The organism is Chromatocurvus halotolerans, assembly GCF_004340525.1.
GTDB classification, from domain to species: Bacteria; Pseudomonadota; Gammaproteobacteria; order Pseudomonadales; family Halieaceae; genus Chromatocurvus; species Chromatocurvus halotolerans.
On the sequence record NZ_SLWX01000005.1, the window covers coordinates 118,124 to 142,192 of the forward strand.

29 protein-coding genes and 1 pseudogene are annotated in these 24,069 nt (G+C 65.0%); 15 read left to right on the plus strand and 15 right to left on the minus strand.

Features of this window, described 5'->3' with window-relative positions:
* Positions 1–10 precede the first annotated feature (10 nt).
* The 4 genes from EV688_RS07560 to EV688_RS07575 are packed head-to-tail and all read left to right on the plus strand — an operon-like array spanning position 11 to position 2,451.
* Positions 11–310: a YciI family protein gene (locus EV688_RS07560; protein WP_117315560.1), complete on the plus strand. Its 300-nt coding sequence runs from the start codon at positions 11–13 to the stop codon at positions 308–310.
* Positions 311–370: 60 nt separating this feature from the next.
* Positions 371–1,063, plus strand: a complete 693-nt coding sequence (locus EV688_RS07565; protein WP_117315558.1) for a TIGR04211 family SH3 domain-containing protein — start codon at positions 371–373, stop codon at positions 1,061–1,063.
* Between the two features lie 39 nt (positions 1,064–1,102).
* The gene (locus EV688_RS07570) at positions 1,103–1,687 is read left to right on the plus strand and encodes a peptidylprolyl isomerase (RefSeq protein WP_117315556.1); all 585 of its coding nucleotides are present in this window, start codon (positions 1,103–1,105) and stop codon (positions 1,685–1,687) included.
* Positions 1,684–2,451 (plus strand): pyridoxine 5'-phosphate synthase, encoded by a 768-nt coding sequence (locus EV688_RS07575; RefSeq protein ID WP_117315554.1) that lies wholly within the window; start codon positions 1,684–1,686, stop codon positions 2,449–2,451. The genes EV688_RS07570 and EV688_RS07575 overlap by 4 nt, the downstream gene beginning before the upstream one ends.
* 20 nt (positions 2,452–2,471) lie before the next feature.
* Here EV688_RS07575 and EV688_RS07580 read toward each other — a convergent pair whose 3' ends face one another.
* On the minus strand, positions 2,472–3,170 hold the full coding sequence (locus EV688_RS07580) for a class I SAM-dependent methyltransferase (protein WP_117315552.1): 699 nt from the start codon (positions 3,168–3,170) through the stop codon (positions 2,472–2,474).
* 48 nt (positions 3,171–3,218) lie between these two features.
* Here EV688_RS07580 and EV688_RS07585 point away from each other — a divergent pair, with 48 nt between their 5' ends.
* From EV688_RS07585 to EV688_RS07600, 4 genes are all read left to right on the plus strand, one after another.
* The gene (locus EV688_RS07585) at positions 3,219–3,878 is read left to right on the plus strand and encodes an RluA family pseudouridine synthase (RefSeq protein WP_240624241.1); all 660 of its coding nucleotides are present in this window, start codon (positions 3,219–3,221) and stop codon (positions 3,876–3,878) included.
* A gap of 67 nt (positions 3,879–3,945) precedes the next feature.
* Entirely contained in the window at positions 3,946–4,449 is a 504-nt protein-coding gene (locus tag EV688_RS07590; protein ID WP_117315551.1) for a DUF2244 domain-containing protein, read from the plus strand.
* A 96-nt stretch (positions 4,450–4,545) separates the two neighbouring features.
* Positions 4,546–5,862, plus strand: coding sequence for a 30S ribosomal protein S12 methylthiotransferase RimO (gene rimO / locus EV688_RS07595; protein ID WP_117315549.1), 1,317 nt, complete (start codon positions 4,546–4,548; stop codon positions 5,860–5,862).
* Positions 5,837–6,592 (plus strand): 16S rRNA (uracil(1498)-N(3))-methyltransferase, encoded by a 756-nt coding sequence (locus EV688_RS07600; protein WP_240624240.1) that lies wholly within the window; start codon positions 5,837–5,839, stop codon positions 6,590–6,592. The genes rimO and EV688_RS07600 overlap by 26 nt, the downstream gene beginning before the upstream one ends.
* Before the next feature lie 4 nt (positions 6,593–6,596).
* On the opposite strand, the gene msrA is transcribed toward EV688_RS07600, so the two are convergent.
* Complete coding sequence (msrA, locus tag EV688_RS07605) at positions 6,597–7,253, minus strand: peptide-methionine (S)-S-oxide reductase MsrA (protein WP_117315545.1); 657 nt, start codon at positions 7,251–7,253, stop codon at positions 6,597–6,599.
* A gap of 153 nt (positions 7,254–7,406) precedes the next feature.
* Between msrA and EV688_RS07610 the strand changes: the two genes are divergently transcribed.
* From EV688_RS07610 to EV688_RS07635, 6 genes are read left to right on the plus strand one after another with little or no spacing between them, the layout of a single operon-like run.
* Complete coding sequence (locus EV688_RS07610; protein WP_117315543.1) at positions 7,407–8,093, plus strand: VWA domain-containing protein; 687 nt, start codon at positions 7,407–7,409, stop codon at positions 8,091–8,093.
* Positions 8,094–8,102: 9 nt separating this feature from the next.
* Positions 8,103–8,825: a DnaJ domain-containing protein gene (locus EV688_RS07615; RefSeq protein WP_117315541.1), complete on the plus strand. Its 723-nt coding sequence runs from the start codon at positions 8,103–8,105 to the stop codon at positions 8,823–8,825.
* A 12-nt stretch (positions 8,826–8,837) separates the two neighbouring features.
* A complete protein-coding gene (locus EV688_RS07620) occupies positions 8,838–9,086 on the plus strand; it encodes a hypothetical protein (RefSeq protein WP_117315539.1) in 249 nt (82 codons plus the stop codon).
* Positions 9,087–9,125: 39 nt separating this feature from the next.
* On the plus strand, positions 9,126–10,010 hold the full coding sequence (htpX, locus tag EV688_RS07625) for a protease HtpX (protein ID WP_117315759.1): 885 nt from the start codon (positions 9,126–9,128) through the stop codon (positions 10,008–10,010).
* Complete coding sequence (locus tag EV688_RS07630; protein WP_117315537.1) at positions 10,007–10,720, plus strand: DUF1499 domain-containing protein; 714 nt, start codon at positions 10,007–10,009, stop codon at positions 10,718–10,720. The genes htpX and EV688_RS07630 overlap by 4 nt, the downstream gene beginning before the upstream one ends.
* Positions 10,721–10,725: 5 nt before the next feature.
* Entirely contained in the window at positions 10,726–11,844 is a 1,119-nt protein-coding gene (locus EV688_RS07635; protein ID WP_240624239.1) for a S1C family serine protease, read from the plus strand.
* Between the two features lie 189 nt (positions 11,845–12,033).
* Here EV688_RS07635 and EV688_RS07640 read toward each other — a convergent pair whose 3' ends face one another.
* A complete protein-coding gene (locus EV688_RS07640; protein WP_117315535.1) occupies positions 12,034–12,462 on the minus strand; it encodes a hypothetical protein in 429 nt (142 codons plus the stop codon).
* Between the two features lie 165 nt (positions 12,463–12,627).
* Between EV688_RS07640 and cls the strand changes: the two genes are divergently transcribed.
* A complete protein-coding gene (gene cls / locus EV688_RS07645; protein WP_117315533.1) occupies positions 12,628–14,064 on the plus strand; it encodes a cardiolipin synthase in 1,437 nt (478 codons plus the stop codon).
* A 58-nt stretch (positions 14,065–14,122) separates the two neighbouring features.
* Here the strand turns inward: cls and EV688_RS07650 are convergent, their stop codons facing one another.
* The 12 genes and pseudogenes from EV688_RS07650 to gspF all read right to left on the minus strand — a co-directional run bounded on the left by EV688_RS07650 (position 14,123) and on the right by gspF (position 24,067).
* A complete protein-coding gene (locus tag EV688_RS07650; RefSeq protein WP_117315531.1) occupies positions 14,123–15,526 on the minus strand; it encodes an alanine/glycine:cation symporter family protein in 1,404 nt (467 codons plus the stop codon).
* Between the two features lie 38 nt (positions 15,527–15,564).
* Entirely contained in the window at positions 15,565–16,920 is a 1,356-nt protein-coding gene (locus EV688_RS07655; RefSeq protein ID WP_117315529.1) for a sodium-dependent transporter, read from the minus strand.
* 144 nt (positions 16,921–17,064) lie between these two features.
* Positions 17,065–17,238: pseudogene (locus EV688_RS07660) on the minus strand (rubredoxin); the annotation flags it as partial.
* Positions 17,239–17,240: 2 nt separating this feature from the next.
* The gene (locus EV688_RS07665; protein ID WP_117315526.1) at positions 17,241–18,035 is read right to left on the minus strand and encodes a type II secretion system protein N; all 795 of its coding nucleotides are present in this window, start codon (positions 18,033–18,035) and stop codon (positions 17,241–17,243) included.
* The gene (gspM, locus tag EV688_RS07670; RefSeq protein ID WP_117315524.1) at positions 18,035–18,511 is read right to left on the minus strand and encodes a type II secretion system protein GspM; all 477 of its coding nucleotides are present in this window, start codon (positions 18,509–18,511) and stop codon (positions 18,035–18,037) included. The genes EV688_RS07665 and gspM overlap by 1 nt, the downstream gene beginning before the upstream one ends.
* Complete coding sequence (gene gspL, locus EV688_RS07675; RefSeq protein ID WP_117315522.1) at positions 18,508–19,713, minus strand: type II secretion system protein GspL; 1,206 nt, start codon at positions 19,711–19,713, stop codon at positions 18,508–18,510. The genes gspM and gspL overlap by 4 nt, the downstream gene beginning before the upstream one ends.
* A gap of 72 nt (positions 19,714–19,785) precedes the next feature.
* Entirely contained in the window at positions 19,786–20,805 is a 1,020-nt protein-coding gene (gene gspK, locus EV688_RS07680) for a type II secretion system minor pseudopilin GspK (RefSeq protein WP_117315520.1), read from the minus strand.
* Positions 20,786–21,436: a type II secretion system minor pseudopilin GspJ gene (gene gspJ, locus EV688_RS07685; protein ID WP_117315518.1), complete on the minus strand. Its 651-nt coding sequence runs from the start codon at positions 21,434–21,436 to the stop codon at positions 20,786–20,788. Before gspJ ends, gspK begins: the two co-directional genes overlap by 20 nt.
* Positions 21,429–21,842 carry a type II secretion system minor pseudopilin GspI gene (gspI, locus tag EV688_RS07690; protein ID WP_117315516.1) on the minus strand — a complete coding sequence of 138 codons (414 nt, stop codon included), beginning with the start codon at positions 21,840–21,842 and terminating at the stop codon, positions 21,429–21,431. The genes gspJ and gspI overlap by 8 nt, the downstream gene beginning before the upstream one ends.
* Positions 21,832–22,389 (minus strand): GspH/FimT family pseudopilin, encoded by a 558-nt coding sequence (locus EV688_RS07695; RefSeq protein WP_117315515.1) that lies wholly within the window; start codon positions 22,387–22,389, stop codon positions 21,832–21,834. Before EV688_RS07695 ends, gspI begins: the two co-directional genes overlap by 11 nt.
* 3 nt (positions 22,390–22,392) lie before the next feature.
* Positions 22,393–22,842, minus strand: coding sequence for a type II secretion system major pseudopilin GspG (gene gspG / locus EV688_RS07700; protein ID WP_117315513.1), 450 nt, complete (start codon positions 22,840–22,842; stop codon positions 22,393–22,395).
* 4 nt (positions 22,843–22,846) lie between these two features.
* Entirely contained in the window at positions 22,847–24,067 is a 1,221-nt protein-coding gene (gene gspF, locus EV688_RS07705) for a type II secretion system inner membrane protein GspF (RefSeq protein WP_117315512.1), read from the minus strand.
* Between the last annotated feature and the right edge of the window lie 2 nt (positions 24,068–24,069).

Below are 24,069 nucleotides of genomic sequence, written 5' to 3' on the forward strand. Positions count from 1 at the left end.
AGAGGACCGCATGTACTACGCCATTATCGCCGAGGACGGCCCCGACAGCCTGGAAAAACGCCGGCAGACGCGGCCGGCCCACCTGCAGCGCATGCAGACGCTGGTGGATGCCGGTCGTGTTCTGGTGGCGGGCCCGCACCCGGCCATCGACAACCCGGATCCCGGTTCCGCGGGGTTCACCGGGAGCCTGATTGTTGCGGAATTCGACAGCCTCGAGGAGGCAAGGGCCTGGGCGAACGCCGATCCCTACGTGGAGGCCGGAATTTTCAGCCGGGTTACCGTCAAACCCTTTGTTCCCGTTCTGCCCTGAAAGCGGCTCGCCATGCTATCCTTGCGCCGCTTTTCGACCCGCAAAGAGGATACATTACCGATGTCTGCCCTGCGTTATCTGGTGTCTGCCCTGCGTTTGCTGGCCCTGGGCAGCCTGCTGTTCGGCGCCGCCGCCCAGGCCCAGAACACCGCCTATGTGAGCGATGAGGTGTTCATCGTCCTGCACGCCGGTCCCGGCACCAACTTCCGCTGGATCGCCAAGCTGAATCCCGGCACGGCGCTCACCCCCACCGGCACCGCGGAGGATGGTGACTGGACAGAAGTCAGCACCCAGGCCGGAACCACCGGCTGGGTGCAGAGCGAATTTCTCAGTCAGGAAAAGCCGGCGCAGGTGCTGCTGCCGGAGGTGCAGCGCCGGCTGGCAACGCTGGAAGAGCGCAACGCTGAACTTCGCGTGGAGCTGGATGCCGCCTCGCAGGCGCGGGAGAACAACGCAGAGCTGGCAAGCACCACCCAGGCGGAGCTGCAGGCAACCGCCGAGGAGCTGGCGGCACTGAAGAAAACCTCAAGCCGGGCCATTCAGCTTGACACGGACAACCGTCGGCTGGTCGAGGATGTCGAGACGCTGCGCTCGGAGGTCGACATGCTCAAGGCCGACAACCAGCGGCTGTCGGAAAAGCTTCGCAGCGGTGCGTTCCTCGACGGTGCGCTGGCGGTATTGCTCGGTGTCGGCATAACGCTGGTCGTGCCCCGCCTCTGGCCACGCCGGCGCAGCAGTTCAAGCTGGGCCTGATTCACGCCGCCACGTCTCATGCCAAGGAAAAGAGTGTCCATGCGAAAAATCCCGTTTCTGATGTCAACCCTGCTTGCCCTCGCGGTGTTCTGCGCGACGACGGCAAAGGCACAGACACCACTGCCCAATCCGCAGGTGGTGATCGCCACCAACCACGGCAAGATTACCGTGCGCCTGTTTCGCGACAAGGCCCCGGTCACGGTAGAGAACTTTCTCGCCTATGTTGACGACGGCTTCTACGACGGCACGATCTTTCACCGCGTCATCGCGGACTTCATGATCCAGGGCGGGGGGTTCCTGCCGGACATGACGCAAAAGCCCACGCGCGACCCCATCGTGAATGAAAGCCGCAACCGCCTGCACAATGTGCGCGGCTCGATTGCCATGGCCCGCACCGGTGACCCGGATTCCGCCACTGCCCAGTTCTTTATTAACCAGCGCACCAACCTGCGCCTTGACTGGAGTCCCGCGGAACCCGGGTATACGGTCTTCGGCGAGGTCACGGACGGCATGTCCGTGGTCGACTACATCACCACGGCGCCGGTGACGCGGGTCAACGGCATGAGTGACGTGCCGGAAGAGCCCGTGATCATCCAGTCCATACGCCGCAAGAGCCTGCTGTGACAGCGCTCAGCGTCAATCTCAACAAGATTGCCCTGATACGCAACTCCCGGGACACGCGCTCCCCGGATATCCCGGAGCATGCAAGAATCTGCATAGAGGCGGGCGCGGACGGCATCACCGTGCATCCACGGCCGGATCAGCGGCACATCCGCGTTGGGGACTGCCACGATCTTGCCGCCATGCTGACGGTCGAATTCAATATGGAGGGCAACCCCTTCGCGGGGCCACGTCGCAGTGACCGTCCCGGCGTTGGCGATTACCCGGGGTTCATGCCGCTGGTGCGCGAGCTGCGCCCGACCCAGGCCACCCTGGTGCCGGATGGCGACAATCAGCTGACCTCGGACCACGGTTTTGATCTGCGCCGGGATGGCGAGCGGGTCGCCGGGATTGTGGCGGAACTGCGCTCACTGGGCGTGCGCAGCAGCCTGTTCATGGATCCCGATCCCGACCAGATACGCCTCGCGGCTGATACCGGAGCCGACCGCATTGAACTTTATACCGAGGGCTACGCAAAGGCCGTTGCCAGTCACACGGATGCCGCCGGCGTGCTCGAACAATATCGCAAGGCCGCGGCGCTGGCCGTGGAACTCGGTCTCGGCGTCAACGCCGGTCACGATCTCAACCTCCATAACCTGCCTGCCTTTGCCACCATACCGGGCCTGCTGGAAGTCTCCATCGGACACGCGTTCACGGTGGATGCACTGCAGCTGGGGCTGGTGGAAACGGTAAAGGCTTACCAGCGGGCGCTGGGGAAAAGCGCCTGACGGGCAGGCCGCCGACGGATTCAACGGACAGTCCCGGTGGCATGCGTCGCTGCGGACTGATCGGCGATGTACACGCTGACCTGGCGAAACGCCGCGGACTCCTCGAGGTCCGGCCAGGTCGTGGCCTCGGCCTGAAACAGGGTGGTGTAGGGTGGAAAGTCGAAGTCCCTGACCCGCGAGTCTGCAAGCAGCACCCTTGGCGAGCGCTCCAGAAACCGCTCCAGACAGCTCAGGTTGTCGCGATCGTAGAGGACGTCCGCCGCCGTGATCACATCAATGCTCCCCGGCACGTCTTCAAAAGCCGCGGCCAGCGTCAACTCGACCCCATTCAGGGCAGCGTTCTCGGCGCAGGCGCGCAGTGCATGGGCATCGCTGTCACAGGCAATCACCTCGCGCGCACCGGCCAGCGCAGCCGCGATGGCGACCACGCCACTGCCGCTGCCAAAGTCCAGCACCCGACGCCCCGCCACGTGCTGCGGGTTGCGCAGCAGCTCCGCCGCCAGCACCTGGCCGGAGGCCCAGCAGAACACCCAGTACAGGGGGTCGTGCATGAGGTGGCGCACCGCATCGGGATCCAGCAGCTGCTGCGGATAATCGGCATTCAGCAGATACAGCGACAGACGCTCACCCGTGAGCGGCAGCGCTGTGGCCTGCAGGCGGGCACCGGCGAGCACCGTCGGCAACAGCGCTGTCAGCTGGCAGTTGATGTTCCCATTCATCGCGGCATGATACCGCCTTTACCTCCACTGCTCACCGCTGGAAACCCCATGGAAATGCCGCCCTACCTGGTGCCTCACAGCAGCGAACCCATAGAGATTCTGTATGCCGATGCCGACCTGCTGCTGGTGCGCAAACCGGACCTGCTGCTGTCGGTCCCGGGCAGGCACCCGCTCAACCGGGACTGCCTGATCACGCGCCTGCAGGCAGACTACCCGTCGGCGCGCACGGTGCATCGCCTCGACCTCGACACCTCGGGCATAATGATCATCGCGCTGTCGGCACAGAGTCAGTCGGTGCTGGGCCGCCTGTTCCAGGAACGCCGCGTGTGCAAGGAATACGAGGCAGTGGTGTACGGGCAGGTGACGGCGGACAGCGGCGAAATCGACCTGCCGATTGCCCGCGACTGGGAAAACCGGCCACGACAGAAAATCTGCCGCAGGACCGGCAGACACGCGCTTACCCTCTACACGGTCACCGAGCGCCGCGACGACCGCACACGGCTGCTGCTGGAGCCGGTCACCGGACGCTCGCACCAGCTGCGTATCCATATGGCCAGCCTGGGCCACCCGATTCTCGGCTGTGACATGTACGCGCACCCGCAGGCACTGGCCATGGCGTCACGTCTGCTGCTGCATGCCTCGCGCATCGCCTTTCCCCATCCGGTCACCGAGGAGTGGATGGATGTGAGCTGCCCACCCCCGTTCTGACGCATCGGCGCATGGGCGGCCGCGCACAACTGGGCTAGACTAGTGAAAATCGCAGGGATGCTCCTCAGTGATAAGAAGCCATCGTTCCGACAATCGCGTTGTCATCATTGCCAAGCCCAACCACTCGTCCTCGTGGCGGGCCAACAAGCTGGCCCTCATGGCGCTGGCCATTCCGTCGCTCGGGGCGGCGCTGGGCTTCACGGCGCTGGGCGCCTGGCCGGTTCTGCCGTTTGCGGGACTCGAGCTCGCCGCCCTGGGGTCCGCCCTGTACTACGTCAACTGGAAGCTCGAGTACCGCCAGGTCATCACCCTGAGCGAGGACAGCGTGCGCATCGACAAAGGCTATTACGCGCCCCGGCAGACATGGCAGTTCGACCGGCGTGAGGCGTCGCTGGCGGTGACACCGGAGGCCCACCCCTGGGAAGGGCCTGGCATGGCGCTGCACGACACCATCGACGCCGTGCCCGTGGGCGAATTCCTGAACCGCGAGGAGGCCCTGTCGCTGCTCTCCATGCTGCGCAAGGAGGTGCGCGTGGGCACCCACAGTGCGCGCACGCGGCTGTCAGTGTAAGCGCACCCCTGTGCCGGCGCCGCCCTGACACCGGCGGTTGCGCGCCGGGCACCGCGCGGCGGTATAATCCGCGCTCATTTTTTCCGGACTCCCCTCATGTCTAGCAACAAGGTCGGCTTCATCAGCCTGGGCTGCCCCAAGGCGCTGGTAGACTCCGAGCGCATACTCACGCAGCTCAAGCTGGACGGCTACGATATCGTCCCCACCTACGAGGACGCCGATGTGGTGGTGGTAAATACCTGCGGCTTCATCGACAGCGCCAAGCAGGAGTCTCTCGACGCCATCCACGAAGCGGTCAGCGAGAACGGCCGCGTGGTCGTCACCGGCTGCATGGGTACCGGCAGCGATGCCGAGACCATCAGGGAACGCTATCCCGGCGTGCTCAATGTGTCCGGCCCGGCGGCCTACGAGGAGGTGGTCTCCGCGGTGCACACCCACGTTCCCACAACCCGCGAGCACAACCCCTTCACCGATCTTGTCCCCGGCACGGGGCTGCGCCTGACGCCGCGCCACTACGCCTACCTGAAGATCTCCGAGGGCTGCAACCACCGCTGCCGCTTCTGCATTATCCCCTCCATGCGTGGAGATCTCGTCAGCCGGCCCATCGGTGACGTGATGGCCGAGGCGGAGGGGCTGGTGCGCAGCGGCGTGCGCGAACTGCTGGTGATTTCCCAGGACACCAGCGCCTACGGCCTGGACCTGCGCTACCGCACCGGATTCTGGGACGGACGCCCTCTGAAAACCGATTTCCTGTCACTGTGCTCGGCGCTGGGCGAACTCGGCGTCTGGGTCCGTCTGCACTACGTGTATCCCTACCCACACGTGGACAAGGTGCTGCCGCTCATGGCGGAGGGAAAAATACTGCCCTATCTGGACATTCCCTTCCAGCACGGCAGTCCGGCGGTGCTAAGGCGCATGCGCCGTCCCGCCGCTGCGGAAAAGGTCCTCGACCGGATTCATGACTGGCGCCGGCAGTGCCCTGACCTGACCCTGCGCAGCACCTTCATTGTCGGATTCCCGGGTGAAACCGAGGCGGAGTTCCAGGAACTGCTCGACTTTCTGCAGGAGGCACAGCTGGATCGCGTGGGCTGCTTTCAGTACTCGCCGGTGGCCGGCGCCGCCGCCAACAACCTGCCGGACCCGGTGCCCGAGGCCGTCAAGCAGGAACGCTGGGAGCGCTTCATGGAAGTGCAGCAGGGAATATCGGCAACTCGCCAGGCGGCGAAGGTCGGTCGCTGGATCGAGGTATTGATTGACAGCGTTGATGACAGCGGCGCCACTGGCCGCTCCCGGGCCGATGCGCCGGAAATCGATGGCCTTGTGCATCTCGAGGGAGTGACCGGCCTGCAGCCCGGTGACATCGTCGAAGCGCAGGTAACGGCGGCGGATGAGTACGATCTGTGGGCCGGCTGAGCGGACGGTGAACATACTGCTGTTTTCGCCGGAGGAGCGCATCGCGGGCTCCGCCCGAATCCGCCTCAGCGGGACGCGTGCAAGGCACCTTCGCGACGTTTTCGGGGCCACACCGGGCAAGCAGCTGCGGGCCGGGGAAATCGGTGGTGACATCGGTGAGGCCACGCTGGAATCCCTGGACAGCGACAGCGTGACGCTGCACTTCCGCGCGCAGCACGCGCCGCCGGCCAAGCGTCCGCTGACCGTGGTTCTCGCGCTGCCGCGACCGAAAATGCTGCGCCGGATGCTGCGCACGGTCGCCGAAACCGGCGTGCGTGACCTGCATCTGGTGAATGCCCGGCGGGTCGAGAAAAGCTACTGGCAGTCGGGACTGCTCGATACCGCAACCCTCGAACAGTATCTGCTTTCCGGGCTGGAGCAGTCTATCGACAGCGTGCTGCCGGCGCTGCAGGTCCACCGCGGTTTCCGTCCCTTTGCCGAGGATCACCTGCCCGCCCTGGCGCGGGGCCGGCGTGCCCTGCTCGCTCACCCGGCGGCCACCCGTCCCTGCCCCGCTGACGGCGATACGGAGACGCTGCTGATGATCGGCCCCGAGGGCGGCTTTATTGACTACGAGGCAAGTCTCGCCCTGCGCGCCGGGCTGCTCCCGGTCAGCCTCGGAAGTCGCATTCTGCGTGCGGAGACCGCGCTGACCGCGCTGCTCGGGCGCTTCCTCGTGGCGCCCCGGTGAGGGATCAGACCGCCAGGCCCGCCGGGCAGGTAACGCCGGTTCCTCCCAGCCCGCAGTAACCACCGGGGTTTTTCTCCAGGTATTGCTGGTGATAATCCTCAGCGTAGAAAAACGGCCCCGCCGGGGCAATTTCCGTGGTGATGTCGCCATAGCCGGCGGCACTCAGGGACGCCTGGAATGCCTCCCGCGACGCTTCTGCCTCTGCCTGCTGCTGGTCGTTCATGGTGTAGATGGCAGAGCGGTACTGGGTGCCGAGGTCGTTGCCCTGGCGCATGCCCTGGGTCGGGTCATGCCCTTCCCAGAAACTGCGCAGCAGTTCGGTATAGCTGATCTTCGCCGGATCGAACACCACCAGCACCGCCTCGGTGTGTCCGGTCTTGCCGGAACATACCTCTCGGTAGGTGGGGTTGGGCGTGTAGCCGCCGGCGTAACCCGCCGCGGTGGTGTACACACCGGGCAGCTTCCAGAACAGGCGTTCTACGCCCCAGAAGCAGCCCATGCCAAACACCGCTTCCTGCAGCTCCGGTGCAAAGGGGCCGGCAAGGGGTGTGCCGAGCACCGCGTGCCGCTGTGGGACCTGCATGGCCTCGGTTCGACCGGGCAGGGCATCGTCCGGGCCCGGTATCGCGTGCTTGCGCCGGAATTCAAACAGTTTCGACATGCGGGGTAACTCCATCATTGAGCGAACGGTATCTCCTGTCATTGTAATACGGCTGGGCGCGGGAAACAGGCCTGTGGCGGTTGGTATGGCCGCCCCTTCACTATACTATTTCCAACGCATTCACGATCCGGAACCCGCCGGCAGCCGCTGACCATGGCCAGACCACCCAGCAAACATTCACAGGCCGGAGAGGTCGCCCGCTTTCTGCAGAAGCAGCGCGCCATCCGTCAGTTCGTGGATCGCAGCCCGCGCCTCATGTTCGCCGTCGATGCCACTGCCAGTCGCCAGCCCACCTGGGATATGGCCTGTCATCTGCAGAGCGAAATGTTCAGCGCCACCGCTCCGATCGCCGCCCTTTCAGTGCAGCTGTGTTTCTACCGCGGCTTTCGCGACTTTCAGGCCTCCGGCTGGGTCAACAGCACAGCAACGCTACAGGCACTCATGTCCCGGGTGCGCTGTGAAGCCGGGCAGACGCAACTGCAGCGCGTCCTGCGCCACGGCCTGGACGAACATGCCCGGGTGCCCGTGAGGGCACTGATCTTCATCGGTGACGCCATTGAAGAAACCCCCGGCAGTCTGCTTGACCTCGCGGGACAATGCGGACTGCGCAAGCTGCCGCTGTTCCTCTTTCAGGAAGGAGCGGATGCGTCGGTGCGGCAGACCCTGCAGCAGATGGCATCCCTCAGCGGCGGCGCCCACTGCAGTTTCGACCAGAACAGCGCCGGAACCTTGCAGGAACTGCTTGGCGCCGTGGCGCGCTATGCCGCCGGTGGCCGCCACGCGCTGCAGGATGATCGCTCGCGAGGTGCTAGACTGCTCCTTTCGCAAATGAAGGACTGAGGGCGCCCGGTGCCAAAACTCGTACTGCTGCTGGCGGTCATTGCCGTTTTCTATATCCTGTTGAAACGCGTGCAGGGCCTGCCGCCCCACCGGCGGCGCGCGGAGACCACCAAGATCGCCATCGGCGCCGCCGTGGTCGTGGTCGTCATTCTCACCATGATGGGCAAAATGCACTGGGTGGGCGCCGCATTGACCGGTCTGCTGGTGGTGATGCGTCAATCCCTGCCGCTGCTGATGCGCCTGTTTCCGGTGCTCAGCCAGTGGTGGCAGCAGCGGGCACAGGCGGGCAAGGGCAAGCACTCCACGGTCACCACGCGCATTCTGGCCATGTACCTGAACCATGAGAGCGGAGCGCTCTCCGGCGAGGTACTGCATGGCCCCTTCGCCCAGTGGCGGCTCGACGACATGGATCGCGGACAGCTCGACGAGCTGCGTATCTACTGCCTCAACGAGGATCCGGAATCCGTACAGCTGCTCGACCCGTATCTTGAGCAGCGTTTTCCGGGCGCCGGGACAGACAGCAATCACGCAGGGACCGACGCGGCCAGCAGCGGAGCCATGAACCAGCGCGAGGCCATGCAGATTCTCGGCGTCGGCGACGACGCGTCACGCGACGATATTGTCGCCGCCCACCGCAAACTGATGCAGAAACTGCATCCCGACCGGGGCGGCAGCGATTATCTGGCCGCGAAAATCAACCAGGCGAAGGATTTTCTGCTGGCACAACGCTGATCAGGAGGCAGCATGACCGAGGTTTTTGTTATCCGCGACCAGAACGGATGTTACTGGGGAAAGTCGAAGGAGTGGCAGGACGGGCGCGACCCGAGGCAACTGGCGCGCTACCGGCACCGCGACGAGGCGGTGAATACGCTGGTGGAGATCAGCGCCCGGGATGTCGACCTGCGCGGCGAGATCCTCGCTGTGACTCTCAGTGAGCGCGGTGAGCCACAGGTCGCACCCGGGCGCTTGAAGCTGGCGGACGAGACCCCATAACCCTTACTCCATTGCATCAGGATCAATACAGCCATGCCCATGCGCATTGTGTTATTTCTCGCCACCAACCTCGCCGTGCTGGTGCTGGTCGGCACTATTTTCAACCTGCTCGGCTTCCAGGGCCTGCTGGAGGAAAACGGCGTTGACCTGAACCTGCAGGCGCTGCTGGTCTTCTGTGCCCTGTTCGGCTTCGGCGGCTCGTTCATTTCGCTGCTGCTGTCAAAGTGGATGGCGAAACGCAGCACCGGCGCCTACGTGATCACCCAGCCGCGTAACCGCGATGAACAGTGGCTGCTGGAAACCACCCGGGAACTGGCCGGCAAAGCCGGCATCGGGATGCCGGAAGTGGCGATTTTCCCCTCGGAGTCACCCAACGCCTTCGCCACCGGCTGGAACCGCAATGCTGCACTGGTCGCTGTGAGCGCCGGCATGCTCCGACAGTTTCCCCGTGAGGAAGTCCGCGCCGTGATGGGCCACGAGATTGGCCACGTTGCCAACGGAGACATGGTCACGCTGACGCTGATCCAGGGCGTCGTGAACACCTTTGTGATGTTCTTTGCCCGCATCATCGGACACACGGTTGATCGCGTGGTATTCAAGACCGAGCGCGGTTACGGTATCGGCTACTTCGTCGTCACGATCGTTGCGGAAATCGTACTCGGCTTCCTCGCCAGCATGATTGTCTTCAAGTTCTCCCGCTGGCGGGAGTTCCGCGCCGACGCCGCCGCCGCAACCCTTACGGATCGTGCTGCCATGATCGGCGCGCTGGATCGGCTGCGCCAGAAACAGCCGCAGCAGAAGGATCTGCCGGGCGAACTGACGGCGTTCGGCATCAGCGAGCAGCTGAAGCAGGGGCTGGGCCGCCTGTTCAGTTCCCATCCGCCACTCGAAGACCGCATACGCGCACTCAAGGGGAATCCATGAACGCAATTTCGCGCGCCATCCGCTGGCCGGGCTACCTGGCCATCACGCTGCTGCTCCTGATACCGATTGCCATACTCACCGTGCGTTCGGGCAACTGGCAGCAGGGACTGATGCTGTACGCGCTGGCCTGTGCCGCGAGCGCCATCCTGCTGCTGTGGTTCGTTGTGGCACTGGTCCTGCCCTGGTTCCGCGAGCAGCGCGGTGCGGTCCTGGGTTTCGGCGCTGCCACCCTGCCCGGCGCCCTGCTGCTGGCCCTGGTGCTGACCGGCAGCGATGTCCCGCCGATCCACGACATCACCACGGACGTGACCGATCCACCCCGCTTCTCCGAGGCCGTGGTCGAGGCCCGCGGTGAGCGCTCGAATGCACTGGACATCGACAGCGACGTGATCGAGCAACAGATGGCCGCCTACCCGGACCTCGACACGCTGGTATCGGAGACCTCCATCCGCGAGACCTTCGAGCGCAGCGAACAGATCGCCCGCGAGCTCGGCTGGGAGATTGTCAATGCCGATCTTAACCGTGGCAGGATCGAGGCCGTCGACACCACCACCATCATGGGATTCAAGGACGATGTCGTGATTCGCGTGCGCAGCAACGCCGACGGCACCATGGTGGACCTGCGCTCAGTGTCCCGCGTCGGCGTCAGCGATCTCGGCGCCAATGCCGATCGCATCCGGGCATTCCGCGACGCCTTCCGTCAGGGATGAGTACCATGGGTAAAACCCTGCTGACAGCTGGCCGTCTTGCGGCAGGCCTCATGCTCTGTGTTTTTGCAGTGGCCTGCAGCGCCGAGACCGGGAGTCAGGGCACAGCAGCGACCGACGCAGACGGCCGCGCGGTACAGACCGGTTACGCCGATTTCGCCACCGACGACGAGACCAACAGCATGCAGGTGTTCAGCGCTGCCAGTCCCGCGGTGGTCAACGTCACCAGCTCGACGCTGCAGCGCAATCTGTTCAACCTCAATGTGCAGGAGATCCCGCGCGGCTCCGGTACTGGTTTCGTGTGGAACTCGAGCGGACTCGTCGTCACCAACTTCCACGTGATCGCCGGCGCACAGAAGCTGACCGTCAGCCTGCAGGACCGCAGCGAGTACAGCGCCGAAGTCATCGGCGTGGCGCCGGAGAAGGACCTCGCGGTGCTGCGCCTGCTCGACCCGCCCGAGGAGCTGGTAACCCTGCCCCTCGGCGACTCGTCCGAGCTGGCGGTGGGACGCAAGGTACTGGCGATCGGCAATCCCTTCGGACTGGACACCACACTGACCACGGGCGTCGTGAGCGCCCTCGGCCGGGAGATCCGTGCACCCAGCAACCGTCGCATCCGCGGCGTGATACAGACCGACGCAGCAATCAACCCGGGCAACTCCGGCGGCCCGCTGCTCAATTCCCTGGGGCAGCTGGTGGGCGTCAACACCGCCATTTACAGCCCCAGCGGCGCCAGTGCCGGCATCGGCTTTGCCATCCCGGTCAACACCGTCAAGGACGTGGTGCCGCAGCTGATCAGCTACGGCCGCATGCTGCGTCCCATCATGGGCCTGGAGCTCGCCAGCGATGGCTGGATACGCCGTTACGGCATCAAGGGCCTGCCGATCGTGCGCGTGTTCCCCGATCTGCCCGCCGACCGCTCCGGACTCAGTGGCGCCTTCCGCAACGCCCGGGGCGATATCGTGCTTGGCGATGTGATCACCGCCATCGACGGCCAGCCAGTTCGTAGCAATGACGACTACCTGTCGATTCTGGAAAAGCGCAAGGTCGGTCAGAGCATCACGGTGACGGTACGTCGCGGCGAGGACACCCGGGACGTGAAAGTCACGCTGAGCGAGTCGCAGTAGAGCGCCAGGCCTGTTGTGGCCCACTGGAATCCGGAGAAGACGATGCGATGGGCACTATGGAAGTGGATACTCCTGGCGATATTTCTGATCGCCATCGGTGTGGTGCAGTTTATTCCCGCCTGAGCGAACCGTTCACGCGGGGGCGTGTCGGGAGGCCGTGGGCCGCGCCGACACGCACTGAGGTAGTGGTTATTTGAAGGTGATTTCACGGGCCAGCGTGTCGCCCATGATGGTGCGCAGCTCGCCACGATCGATTGCCAGTTCGCGGCTTTTCTCCACGGAACCGACGATATCGTCTGTCAGCTCATCCCAGTAGTCCCAGGGCGTATCCAGCATGTCGGCTGCCGACGTCCATTGCACCATCAGCCACAGGTCCGGCTCATTGTCGCGGGGATGCACGTTGACCATGATGTGATAGCTGACAATCTTGCCATCGTCTTTCATTTTCTCCATCTGGCTGCGCCACAGGCCGCTGATATCGTCGATGTAGGCATCGAACTTTGCCGGCATGGTCTTGACGCCGGAGATCTGCCAGAAATTGCCTGGCTCGTAGCTTCGTTCCTGTGCCTGCGCCATGAGCGGCAGCAACAGCATCAGTACAGCAATAACTTTTTTCATGGTGGTTACCTTTGTTGTTTTCATTGTTGGCGACGGCTTGCCCGCGAGGGGCCTCTGCGAGCGCCGTCGGTCTTAAGACTAGACCCCGGTTTCTCCTTGGCAAGGTTCTTTTTGGTGCAGCGCTGATACGCCATGCGCCGGCCCGGGCGATGCTACACTGGACGCATGCCCGACCTGCCCTATACCGAGTTGATCGCCGTTGTTGTCGTGATGATCTACATCACCGCGATTTTCTCGGCGATCGAGGCCGTGATGACCGTGCGCACCGCACAGGGCGCGATCGCCTGGACCATTTCCCTGCTCACGCTGCCCTACGTCGCGCTGCCGCTCTACCTCATCTTCGGGCGCAACCGCTTCGATGGCTACATCGAACAGCGCGGCGAGATCGAGGCACAGACCGAGGCGCTGTCAGAGGAGACCCTGGAGGCGGTTGCCCGCCACACCCGCCACGGTGATCCCGCCTTTCCCATTTACGGCAGCCTGGCCAGGCTCGCGCGCCTGCCCGCCACCGGCGGCAACGATGTCGAACTGCTGATCAACGGACAGGCCACCTTTGCCAGCATCATGCAGGGACTGGAGAGCGCCGAGAACTACATCCTCGTCCAGTTCTACATTATTCGCGATGACAATCTCGGCGCGCGCATCGGCGAGGTATTGTCGCGCAAGGCCAGGGCCGGGGTGCGCGTCTTCCTGCTGTATGACGAGATCGGCTGCCCACGGTTCAGGCGCACCGCCATGTACCAGCGCATGCAGCGGGCCGGCGTTCAAAGCGCCGCTTTCAACACGACCCAGGGACGACGCAATCGCCTGCAGCTGAATTTCCGCAATCATCGCAAGATTGTGGTGGTCGACGGACGCATGGCCTGGGTGGGGGGACACAATATCGGCGACGAATACCTCGGACTCGGCCGGCGCGGCGCCTGGCGGGACACGCATCTGCGCCTGCGCGGACCTGCGGTCATGAGCACCGAGCTGGCCTTCGCCACCGACTGGCGCTGGGCGACACGGCAGCCGGTAGACGTCAACTGGGAGTTCCACGACGGTCGCGCCGGCGATTGCAACGTCCTGATCTTTCCCTCCGACCCCGCCAGCGAATTCGAGGAGGCCGGCCTGATGTACCACGAGGTCATCATCTCGGCGCGACAGCGGATCTGGATTGCCAGTCCCTACTTCGTGCCCGACCGCGGTATTGTGTCGGCACTGCAGCTGGCCGCGCTGCGCGGGGTGGATGTGCGGGTCATGATTCCCGACCGTCCCGACGGCCCGGTCGTCGGCATGGCCAACTGGGCCTTCACCCGGGAGCTTCTGCCCGCCGGCGTGAATGTCTACCGCTACCGGGAGGGCTTCATGCACCAGAAGGTATTTCTCATGGACGACCGCCTGGCAGGGGTGGGTACCGCCAATTTCGACAACCGTTCCTTCCGACTGAATTTCGAGATTACCGCGCTGGTGGAGAATGCGGATTTCTGCGCCGGGGTGGAGGCCATGCTGAAAGCCGACTTCGAGCAGTCAGACCGTGTGGTCGCACAGGATTTTCGCGACAAGCCCTTCTGGTTTCCCTTCGCCATGGGCGCCGCCCGGCTGCTGTCACCGGTGCTCTAGAACGTCCATGATTCCGGGGACCGCGCAGTAAATCCGGTCCGGTAACACGAGATTACTGCTAACGGCCGGTGTCGCTCGCGGGCCACGCGCGCCGGTCAATGTCGAGATCGGCGAACTCATCCGGATCGAACACGGGGTCATGACCGGCAGCTACCTGCCGGTCATAGTCGCGCAGCAGGCGTATCCCGAGCCGGTACATGCATACCAGCCCGAACAGGTTCACCAGTCCCAGCAGGCCCATCGTGAGGTCGGCAAAGCCGAACACCGTGCCCAGGTCCTGGGCCGAGCCCCAGAACACCAGTCCCAGGACCGCGAAGCGGTAGGGATTGATCAGCCAGGGATTGTTGTCGCTGAAGAAGCTCAGGCTGTTTTCACCCAGATAGTAGTTGTACATGATGGAGCTGAAGGCAAACAGCGCGAGCGCCACGCTGACGAAACTGCCGCCCCAGTCGCCGAAATGGCTGGCCAGCGCTCCCTGGGTCAGGGCCACACCAGACACCGAGGTATCGCCGGGCTGGTACAGGTCGGACAGCAGAATGATCAGCGCCGTGCAGGTGCACATGATGAGTGTGTCGATAAAGACGCTGAAGGCCTGCACCATGCCCTGGTTTGCCGGGTGCGGCACGTGCGCCACCGCAGCGACGTTCGGCGCACTGCCAAGGCCGGCCTCGTTGCTGAACAGGCCGCGCTTCACGCCCTGCATGAGCGCCACACCCAGACCGCCGCCAATCGCCGGCTCCAGTCCGAACGCGCTCTTGACGATCAGCAGCAGCGCGGCCGGCACCTCCGGCAGATTGAGCCCGATAACGGCAATGGCCGCGAGCAGGTAACTGCCGGCCATCACGGGAACAATAACCTCGGAAACGACGGCAATGCGGCGTATGCCGCCGAAAATCGTAAAGCCGAGGAGAACCACCATGGCGACACCGGTCACCCAGGTCGAGACGCCGAAAGACGCCTGCAGCGACGTGGCGACCACGTAGGACTGCAGGGCATTGAAGCCGAGACCGAAGGTGACCAGCAGGAGGATGGAATACACGATGGCCAGCCCGCGCTGGCGAATGCCGTGGGACAGGTAGTACGCGGGGCCACCGCGATAGCTGCCATCCGGCTCGTAGCGCTTGAACAGCTGCGCCAGGGAGCATTCGAAAAAGCTCGTGGCCATGCCCATGAGGCCGATCAGCCACATCCAGAAAATCGCGCCGGGGCCGCCAAGCGTTATCGCCACGGCGACACCGGCAATGTTGCCCGCGCCGACGCGACCGGCAACACTCACCACCAGGGCCTGAAACGAGCTGACATGGCCTTTTTCGTGGTGCATCGCACCGCCCAGCACCGAGAACATGCGCCCGAAATAGCGGAACTGCACAAAGCGGGAGCTGACGGTGAAGAGCAGGCCGACCGCGATAAGCACGATCATCAGCACCTGCCCCCAGAGAAAATCATTGACTGCCGCCAGCATCTGTCCGCCTCCCCTGCGCGTGGCCCCCTAAAGGCCCACTAGCCCCTCACGCCCATGACAAAGATCACCAGCAACACCGGCGGTACCACAAAGCGGATAAGAAAATGCCACAGGCCGAAAGTGGCGGCAGACATCGCCGAGAGCTCATCCCGCGACTCTGGCTTGATCATCACCCAGCCCGCAAACACCGCAATCATCAATCCGCCCAGCGGCAACATGATCTGGTTGGAGAAGAAATCCATGCTGTCGTTGAAGTTGCGCCCGCCAATACGGAAACCGTCGAGGACGTTGTAGGAGAGAATGCTGACGACGCTGAGCACGGCGATGCTGCCCACCACCAGCAGGGCACTGCGATGCCGCGGCACGCCGTATTTTTCCTCGATCCAGGCGTTGACGCACTCGATCAGCCCCACCATCGAGGTGATGCCCGCCACCGCCAGCATGAGGAAGAACAGGATGCTGAAGGCATAGCCACCGGGCATCTGGGCAAAGGCCACGGGCAGCGTCTGGAAGATCAGGCCGGCGCCCGCTGCGGGGTCGAGACCGTGCTTGAATACGGCGGGGAAGATCACCAGTCCGGCAAGCAGCGCGACCGCCGTATCCGCGATGACAATAATGATGACGGATTGCGCGATAGAGATGTTCTTCGGCAGGTAGGAGCCATAGGTCATCATGCCGCCCATGGCCACGCCGATGGAGAAAAATGCCTGGCCGACCGCGGCCAGCACCGTGGCAAAGCCGACCTTGCTGAAGTCCGGCGTGAACAGCCACTCCATGGCCCGGGCAAAGCCACCGGCGAAGTAATTGAAGATGGCCAGCACCACCAGCAGCAGGAACATCAACGGCATCATGAAGGTAACGGCTCGCTCGATACCGTCTTTCACGCCCGCGTAGATAATGAGCCCGGTGATCGCCAGGCCGCTGAGGGTCCAGAACAGCATGCCGTAATTGCTCGCCAGCATGGCGCTGAACTCGAGTTCGGCCACCGTGGTATCCACACCGACAAAGCCCGTGGTGATGGCCTTGTACAGGTACCAGAGCACCCAGCCAACAATCACCGAATAGACGATCTCGATGGTGAATGCTGCCGCCAGGCCCATGCCACCGACCCATTGCCACTGTCTCGAGCGACCACTGGCCTGCGCCACCCGCTCCATGGCAATGGGCGGCGCCGCATCCCCCCGGCGACCGACCATCAGCTCCGCGATGAGAATCGGCACGCCGATAACGAAGGCACAGACGAGATAGATAACGACAAATGCCGCGCCTCCATTCTCGCCGGTGATATACGGAAATCGCCAGATGTTGCCAAGGCCGACGGCAAAACCGACCGAGGCCATGAGAAACGCAAAACGGGAAGACCAGTGGGCGTGGGCGCCGCCAGCTGCCGCCATATTATTCACTCCGCAGAGGGTAATTATTAGCCGGTGAGTCTACACAAAAGGTTTCGGTACTGCAGCTGTTCTACTGCGGCCGAAAAAAATGCCGGCAGCGCTAAGGTCGGGCCGCGCGCAGACGCGGCAGCCGGAATCTCATACCTCGATCATGTCGAAGTCTTCTTTGCCGACACCGCAGTCGGGGCACAACCAGTCATCGGGAATCTCGTCCCAGCGGGTGCCCGGAGGTATGCCCTCGTCGGGCAGGCCAGCTGCCTCGTCGTAGATAAAGCCACATACGATGCACTCATACTTGCGAAAAGCGGGTTCAGACATAGTTACTCGGTTCCTGGTTCGTGGGATGTCGGGTAAAGATTTCCCTGCAGTTGCAGAAGAAAGCCATCAGTCTGCGGCGCCGCCACAAGTGACAGCGCGCGCTCAAGGGGTGGCGCGAGGGCTTCCTCACTGCTGAGGGTCAGGGCGAGGGCAAAACTGCCTTCCGCGCTCAGGGTGGCCTCGCCACCCGCGATAAGCGGCCCCTCAAGGGTAATCACCTCAGCCGTGGTGCCATCATCGCCGCTGCCATCGGGGCCGGCGCGGAATTCTACCGCGTAGCTGCCCAGAGAAAAACGGTTGTCGCCGTCGCGCCAGACGGCGTCGCGCCAGCTGACCTGGCCGCGCAGACGGGAAAGCCGACTGTTGTCGATGAGGATGTCGGACAGCAGCCCACTGAAGCGACCGCTCACAGTCACCGGCAGCAGACCACGCAGGACATCGGCATCCATGGTGAACTCGACATCAGACAGCACCAGCGACTGCCCACCCGGCCAGCGGACGTCGCCCTGCAGTTCCTGCCGGCCCCACTGACTCTGCCAGTGCGCTGTCGGCGACAGACGCAGCAGCGATCCCGGGGCAATACGCCAGCGCACGCTGCCCAGCTGCATCGGGCCCGCGGGCGTGGCGATGGCCAGACTCGCCGCGCGGCCATGCCAGAGTGTGCCGCTGTAGCCGGTGGCGCTGAGCTGGGAGGCGGGGACCAGCCATGCCAGCAGTCGTGCCGGCGCCATGGCAATGGCGAACAGCGATGCCACGAGCAGGAGACTGAGCGCCAACAGCAGCCAGAGACGCCGCATCACCCGCCCCCGGCAACGCGCACGGTCGCGTTCACCCGACCCGGCGTGCCGGACTCGCTCAGCGACAGCTCCGTAACCAGCGCGCCCTCGCCCGACTCCAGCTGATACAGCCAGCGCATCAGCGCGTCGAAGGCGGCAGCCTCGAAACGCACCTGCACCTCGCCCCGGCTGTTCGGCTGCAGGCGCGTGACCGTAAGGCCCTGCTCGAGGCTGGACTGATTGACCAGCGCGGTGATGCTGCGGCCCTGCGCGGGGCTGTCCCCGGACTCCCGGCGCTGGGCGATTTCCGAGACCATGGCGCTGACCCGCTGCAGTGATTCGGCGCTTGCCAGGTTGCGCCGGACCATCTCATCGCGCGCCGCAGCGACCGGCGACCAGATGAGGTGGTAGGCAACAAAGACCGCCAGCGCCGCGGCCAGGGCGAGAAGGCTCACCTGCTCGCGTCCGGTAAAGCGGGAAAACCACTGCCTGATCACGACGCTCCCCCCACGCGCAGCCGCGCACGCACGCCATCGCCCGCCGCGCTGCTGTTTTCCAGCACCGCCTCCAGGCCCGCCTCGGACAGCGCTTCACGGATGCGCTCTACCGTGCCGTAGTCAGGCGCCGTGATACCCAGTCGCATGTCACCGCCACGCTGGTTGTAATTGATGGAGGCGACCCGGGTGCCCGCCTGTGAGGTGATGGCTGCGCCGACGATTTCCAGCAGACGGGTGAAACCGGTCGCCTGCGCCGATCCGGTGAGTGCGTCCAGCTGGCGTCGAAGCTGGGTTTCCGGATCGACCAGCGCCCCCCGCGGATTGACTTCCCGGTAGCGCTCCTCGATCGCCGCGCGCAGCAGGCGATTGTCCTCACTGAGTCGCAGATAGTCGCTCCAGGTGGCGGCAAGCTGCAGCAGCAGCGCTGCCGCCACCGCGGCAGCCGGCCAGCGCCACTGCCGCGCCCAGCGCTCCAGGGGCAGACGCGGTGCATAGGCGCCCTGCAGCAGCGACGGCGGCAGTCTGCTGCTGTCGTAAAGCCACAGCGCTGCGGCAAAGCCACCGCTGCGCCACTGCGCGCTGCCGGCGAGATCCGTCGGCAGAAGGGCCAGCTCGGCGACGCGGTCGTGCCCGTAGACCACGATCACCTCGGGGACGCCATCACGTGCCAGCAGCGACGCCAGCAGCGCCGGCAGCAGGGCGGTTTCCGCCGCCGTACCACTCGCCTCGCCCGTGCGCAGCACGGCGCGGTCACCATCAAACGCCAGGCACCACTCGCCGCTGCGCCAGGGCAGCAGCAGCGGTTCCGGCACCCAGCTCTCAATGCGCGGGAGCCCGGCCAGTTCCTCGTGCCAGCGCTGCATGCACACGTGCGAACAGAGCATGGCGGTGACCTGCTCCGGGCCGCGCATGACGTGCGCCACGTGCACGCCCTCAATATCTTCCGCCACGTCTTCCTCGATCAGGAAGGGCAGCGCGCGATCCAGATGCTTCTTCTCCTCCGGCGACACCCGCAGCGACAGCAGCCTGACCTGCTCCCCCGGGGCGGCGAATACCACCCGCCCGCGCCGGGCAGTGAGCGCGGCACGCAGCGTCTCGCGAACCGCGGGATCCGCGAGCGATCGCGGTGTCGCGTCATCGCCGGCGCTGATCCAGCGCAGTTCTTTGCCGCTGTAGCGCAGCACATTCAGGTTTTCATTCATGCGGTGGGTGGTTTCCCGACGGGTTGTTGTTGGCTGACGCCGCGCAATGCGTGCGCGCTGTGAGCGACGCAATCACAGGCTGCCGCTGGCCCGGACAAGCGTTGTTACCTGACGGTTGTCGCGATGCAGGATACTGTACAAGCGCTGCTCGCGACCGGCAATCTCGACCCGCGCCGAGAGCAGGAACCAGCTCGATGACTCACCGAGCAGGCCCGCGAGCCCGGCGCTGTCGGCGGCTGCCAGCGCCGGCATTGCCAGCAGATCCTCGACACTGGAAAAACCGATGTCCGCCCGCTCCTGTGCCAGGCCCTGTGCCGTGCCCGGCGCGAGCGGCTGCAGGCCGTCGTCACTGCCGAGCGCCTGCAGCAGGGTCACCGGCATGGTGTGGATATTCATCAGGGCCGGTATCTGGGGCCATACCGCAACCAGGGGCCGCAGGCGCTCGAACAGGTCCGGCGTGACGTGGGCGATGGCGCGCAGCTCGCTGACGCTGGCCAGCGGCCGGTTGGCCGCACGGTAGGCCGGCGACTGCACGGCATAGTAATCATCCTCGGCGCCGTTCATGCGCGGCTCGCGGTCGGCATCCAGCCAGTCGCCAATGGCGTCGGTGATACGCATGGCTTCGGCCAGATCTACCTCCAGCGCGACCAGCAACCTGAGGAAAAATCGCTGCTCTGCGGTGTACTCCGGCTGTCCGCCGCTGGTGTCAGCAGGGCCCTGCCCCGCGAGCAGGTTCAGATTGAAACGTCCCTGCAGATCTTCCAGCTCGCCCATCAGCCAGCCGCCCTCGTCCAGGGCGTAGGGCGCTGTCGGCTGCGCCCAGATCTCGCGCAGATCGTCCCTGGGGCTCTCCCGCTGCAGGTCGGTATCGTGATCCAGCCTGAGCGCCATGGCCGCGAGCGCCTCGGCGCCGAGCAGGTAAGCATGTGCCTGCTCGCCCAGCAGCACATTGGCGCCGCGCTGGTAGAACAGATCGAACTCTCGCTGCATCGCCACCAGCAGGGTCGCACACAGGGCGAACACCAGCAGTGCGACAACCAGCGCCACGCCGCCCTGACGACGCGGTGACGGCTCAGTGCGGAGGCAGCGCATACAGTCGCGTCAGCAGCCCGACATCCGCCAGCTCCAGGCGCAGTTCCAGTGCTGCCGGGGGCGCCATCGCCAGGCCCGGCTGACTCACATCCTCTATCCAGGACGTCTCCCAGTCCCGCGTGTCGACCTGGGTTGCATTGCCCGCCCGCAGTGAGTCGATATCCCTGAGGAAGCGCAGCTCGACTCCCTCGACATTCTCGAGCAGGAGGACCCGCGCTGGCTGCACGCCGCCCGCGCGATCGAGAACCGGATAGCGCAATCGCCACAGCGAAGCGTCCTCGAAAACGTAGGCAACCCGCTCCAGCGTGCTGCGCGCCTGACCGGCGCTGTTGTGCCAGCCGGCCCGGGTCAGGGTCAGCGGAAAGCGCGCCAGTCGGCCGCCGCTCAGGCCAGGCTGTTCCTGGCCGAACTCGTCGCGCACGCCGCGGTCGATGAACTGGCGGATATCCCGCGACATCAGCGCCAGCGCGCGGTTGATGGCGGCGGTGCGCTCGGCCACCTCGCGGGTGCGCTCCACCCCGGAAATCACCGCGGAAACCCCGGCGTAGGCCGCCGCGGCCACAAAGGCCGTGACCGCCAGGGCGACCAGCACCTCGACCAGGGTGAAGCCCCTGTGGCGAGCCCTAGGCACCGGGCGCGACCATATTGTCGGAGAAATCCGCAGACAGGTAGGCAACCCGGGAAATCAGCGCGGCCTCCGGCTGTCCCTCGCGCAGGCCGACCCGGACTTCAATGCGAAAGAACTGCGGCACCTGGGTCTGTTCGCTCTCGAGCCACCAGAACCACTCCCGACCCGCCATGTCCGCTGTACCGGTCTCGCTGCCCTGAAGCAGCTGCCGACGCGAGGCGGCGAGCAGACGCACTTCGGCCAGCTTGTTACCGGCGACCAGGCTGGCCATCGATTTGTCGCGCAGATGGCCGGTGCCATCGATGTGCTGGTCGAGGGTGAACAGGAGGGCGGGCACCGACAGCGCCACAATGGCGAGGGCAACCATGACCTCGACCAGCGTGAAGCCGCACGACCGCCTACTGATCATCCAGGGGCCCCTCCGCGTTCTCGAGCGTGAAGCGCCCGAGGAGGTCCCAGCGCAGCCGCCAGAGTACGGCACCGGTCTCGCGGTCACGCAGGGTGAGCTCACCGGGCGCTGTCTCGCCGCTGGCATAGAACACCACCGGCGGTGCATCCGGTTCAGCCTGGTTACCCACAAGGGCAACGTCACGGCCCTCGAGCATCAGTTCGGGCATCACGCCCTCGCCCAGACTGCGCGCTTCCCACACATCCCGCGCGGTTTCGGGGCGCCGCCAGCCGTCGGGCCAGCGCTCCAGCCACTGTGTGCGCCAGCTGTCGGACGCCGCATCGCGCACCAGGCGCATGCCATAATCCCGGCCGCTGAACTGGGCCTCATCCAGTGCGTAACCCGCCACGCCCATGATGCCGCGAACCGCACTCTCGATGTCCCGGTCGCGGCTGCCCAAATTCAGTCCCAGCGTGGCGAGTGAGGTCATGAGCACCACCACAAAAAGCACCACGAGCAGCTCGACCAGGCTGAATGCACGGCTGTATCCCGGCACCACGTGGCCCACGGCTCACTCCTCCGTCGCCCAGTTGCCGATATCCGCATTCTGGTCTTCACCGCCGGAGAGGCCATCGGCACCCAGCGTGTAGATATCCACCTCGCCGTGCTCCCCGGGACTCAGGTACAGGTAGGGACGACCCCAGGGATCCCGCGGCACCTCCGCCAGGTAACCCCCCTGCTTGAAGTTGCGCGGCTCCGGCGCCAGCGTGCTGCGCTCCACCAGCGCCGCCAGACCCTGCTCCGTGGTCGGGTAGGTATAGTTGTCCAGACGGTAGATCTTGAGTGCGGTCTCGATGGCCTTGAAGTCTGCCTGCACTTTCTGCACCCGGGCATCGTCCGCGCGGTTGAGCACGGTGGGCGCCACAACGCTGATCAGCAGACCCATGATGACCAGCACCACCAGGATTTCGACCAGCGAGAAACCGTCGCTGCGACGCGGTGTGACAAATCGCTTTTGCATGTTGTTACCTTACCATTGTGTTGAGATCGAAAATCGGCAGCAGAATGGCCAGCACGATCACCAGCACCATCCCGCCCATGAACACGACCATGAGCGGCTCGAACAGTCCCATCGCCGTGCCCAGGGTCATTTCCAGCTCGCGCTCCTGATTGTTCGCGCTGCGCGACAGCATGCTCTCGAGGGCCCCGCTGGATTCGCCACTGGCTACCATGTGTACCATCATCGGCGGAAACATGCCGCTTTCGCCCAGCGCCCGACTCAGGCTCGCCCCCTCCTGCACACGCTCGGCCACGCGCTGGCTCTCCTCGCGCAGAATCAGGTTGACCAGCACCTGGCCGGCGATGCGCAGCGCATCCAGCAGCGGCACGCCGCTGGCCATGAGAATGCTCAGCGTGGACGCGAAGCGCGCGGTATCCATGGAGATCAGCAGTCGCGACAGTCCCGGCACGCGCAGCAGAACGCCATGCCAGCGGCGCCGGCGCGCCGGCGCCTGCAGCGCACGGCGAACGCCAATAACCAGCGCCGCTGCGCCGATCAGCAGCCAGATAATGGACTCGCGGAAAAAATCGCTGGTGGCGATCAGGCCGCGAGTGAGCAGCGGCAGCTCCCGACTGCTGTGGGCAAAGATGCCGATCAGTTCGGGCACCACGAAGACCATGAGCGCAATGACCACCGCCAGTGCAACACCCAGCAGGATGAAGGGGTAGATCATCGCCATCTTCAGCTTCTGCGCGGTATACCGGCGCTGCTCGGAGTAGTCCGCCAGCTGTTCCAGCACCGGCCCGAGAAAACCGGCGTGCTCCCCGGCGCTGACCATGGCGCGGTACATGTCGTTGAACACCTGGGGGAACTCACCCAGCGCATAGGCCAGCGTATGGCCCTCGGACACGCGGGAGCGCACCTGCAGCAGCAGGCCCTTGGTGGAGGCCTTGCGACTCTGCTCCGCCGCCGCCTGCAGACAGTCGGCCAGCGGCAGGCCCGACTCCACCAGCGTGGCGAGCTGGCGCGTGAGCAGCGCGAGATCCCCGGCGCCGACCCGTGGCCGGAACAGCCTTGTGCGCCAGCCACCGCTCAGGCTGACGCTGCGATTCGCCGTGGCAACCTCGACCGGGCGCAGCTTCTGCTGGCGCAGCTGCGCGCGCACACCGCGCTCGGAATCGCCTTCCAGTACGCCGCGGACCAGGCGACCCTCGGCGTTCAGCGCCTGATACCGGTAGGCCGTCACGG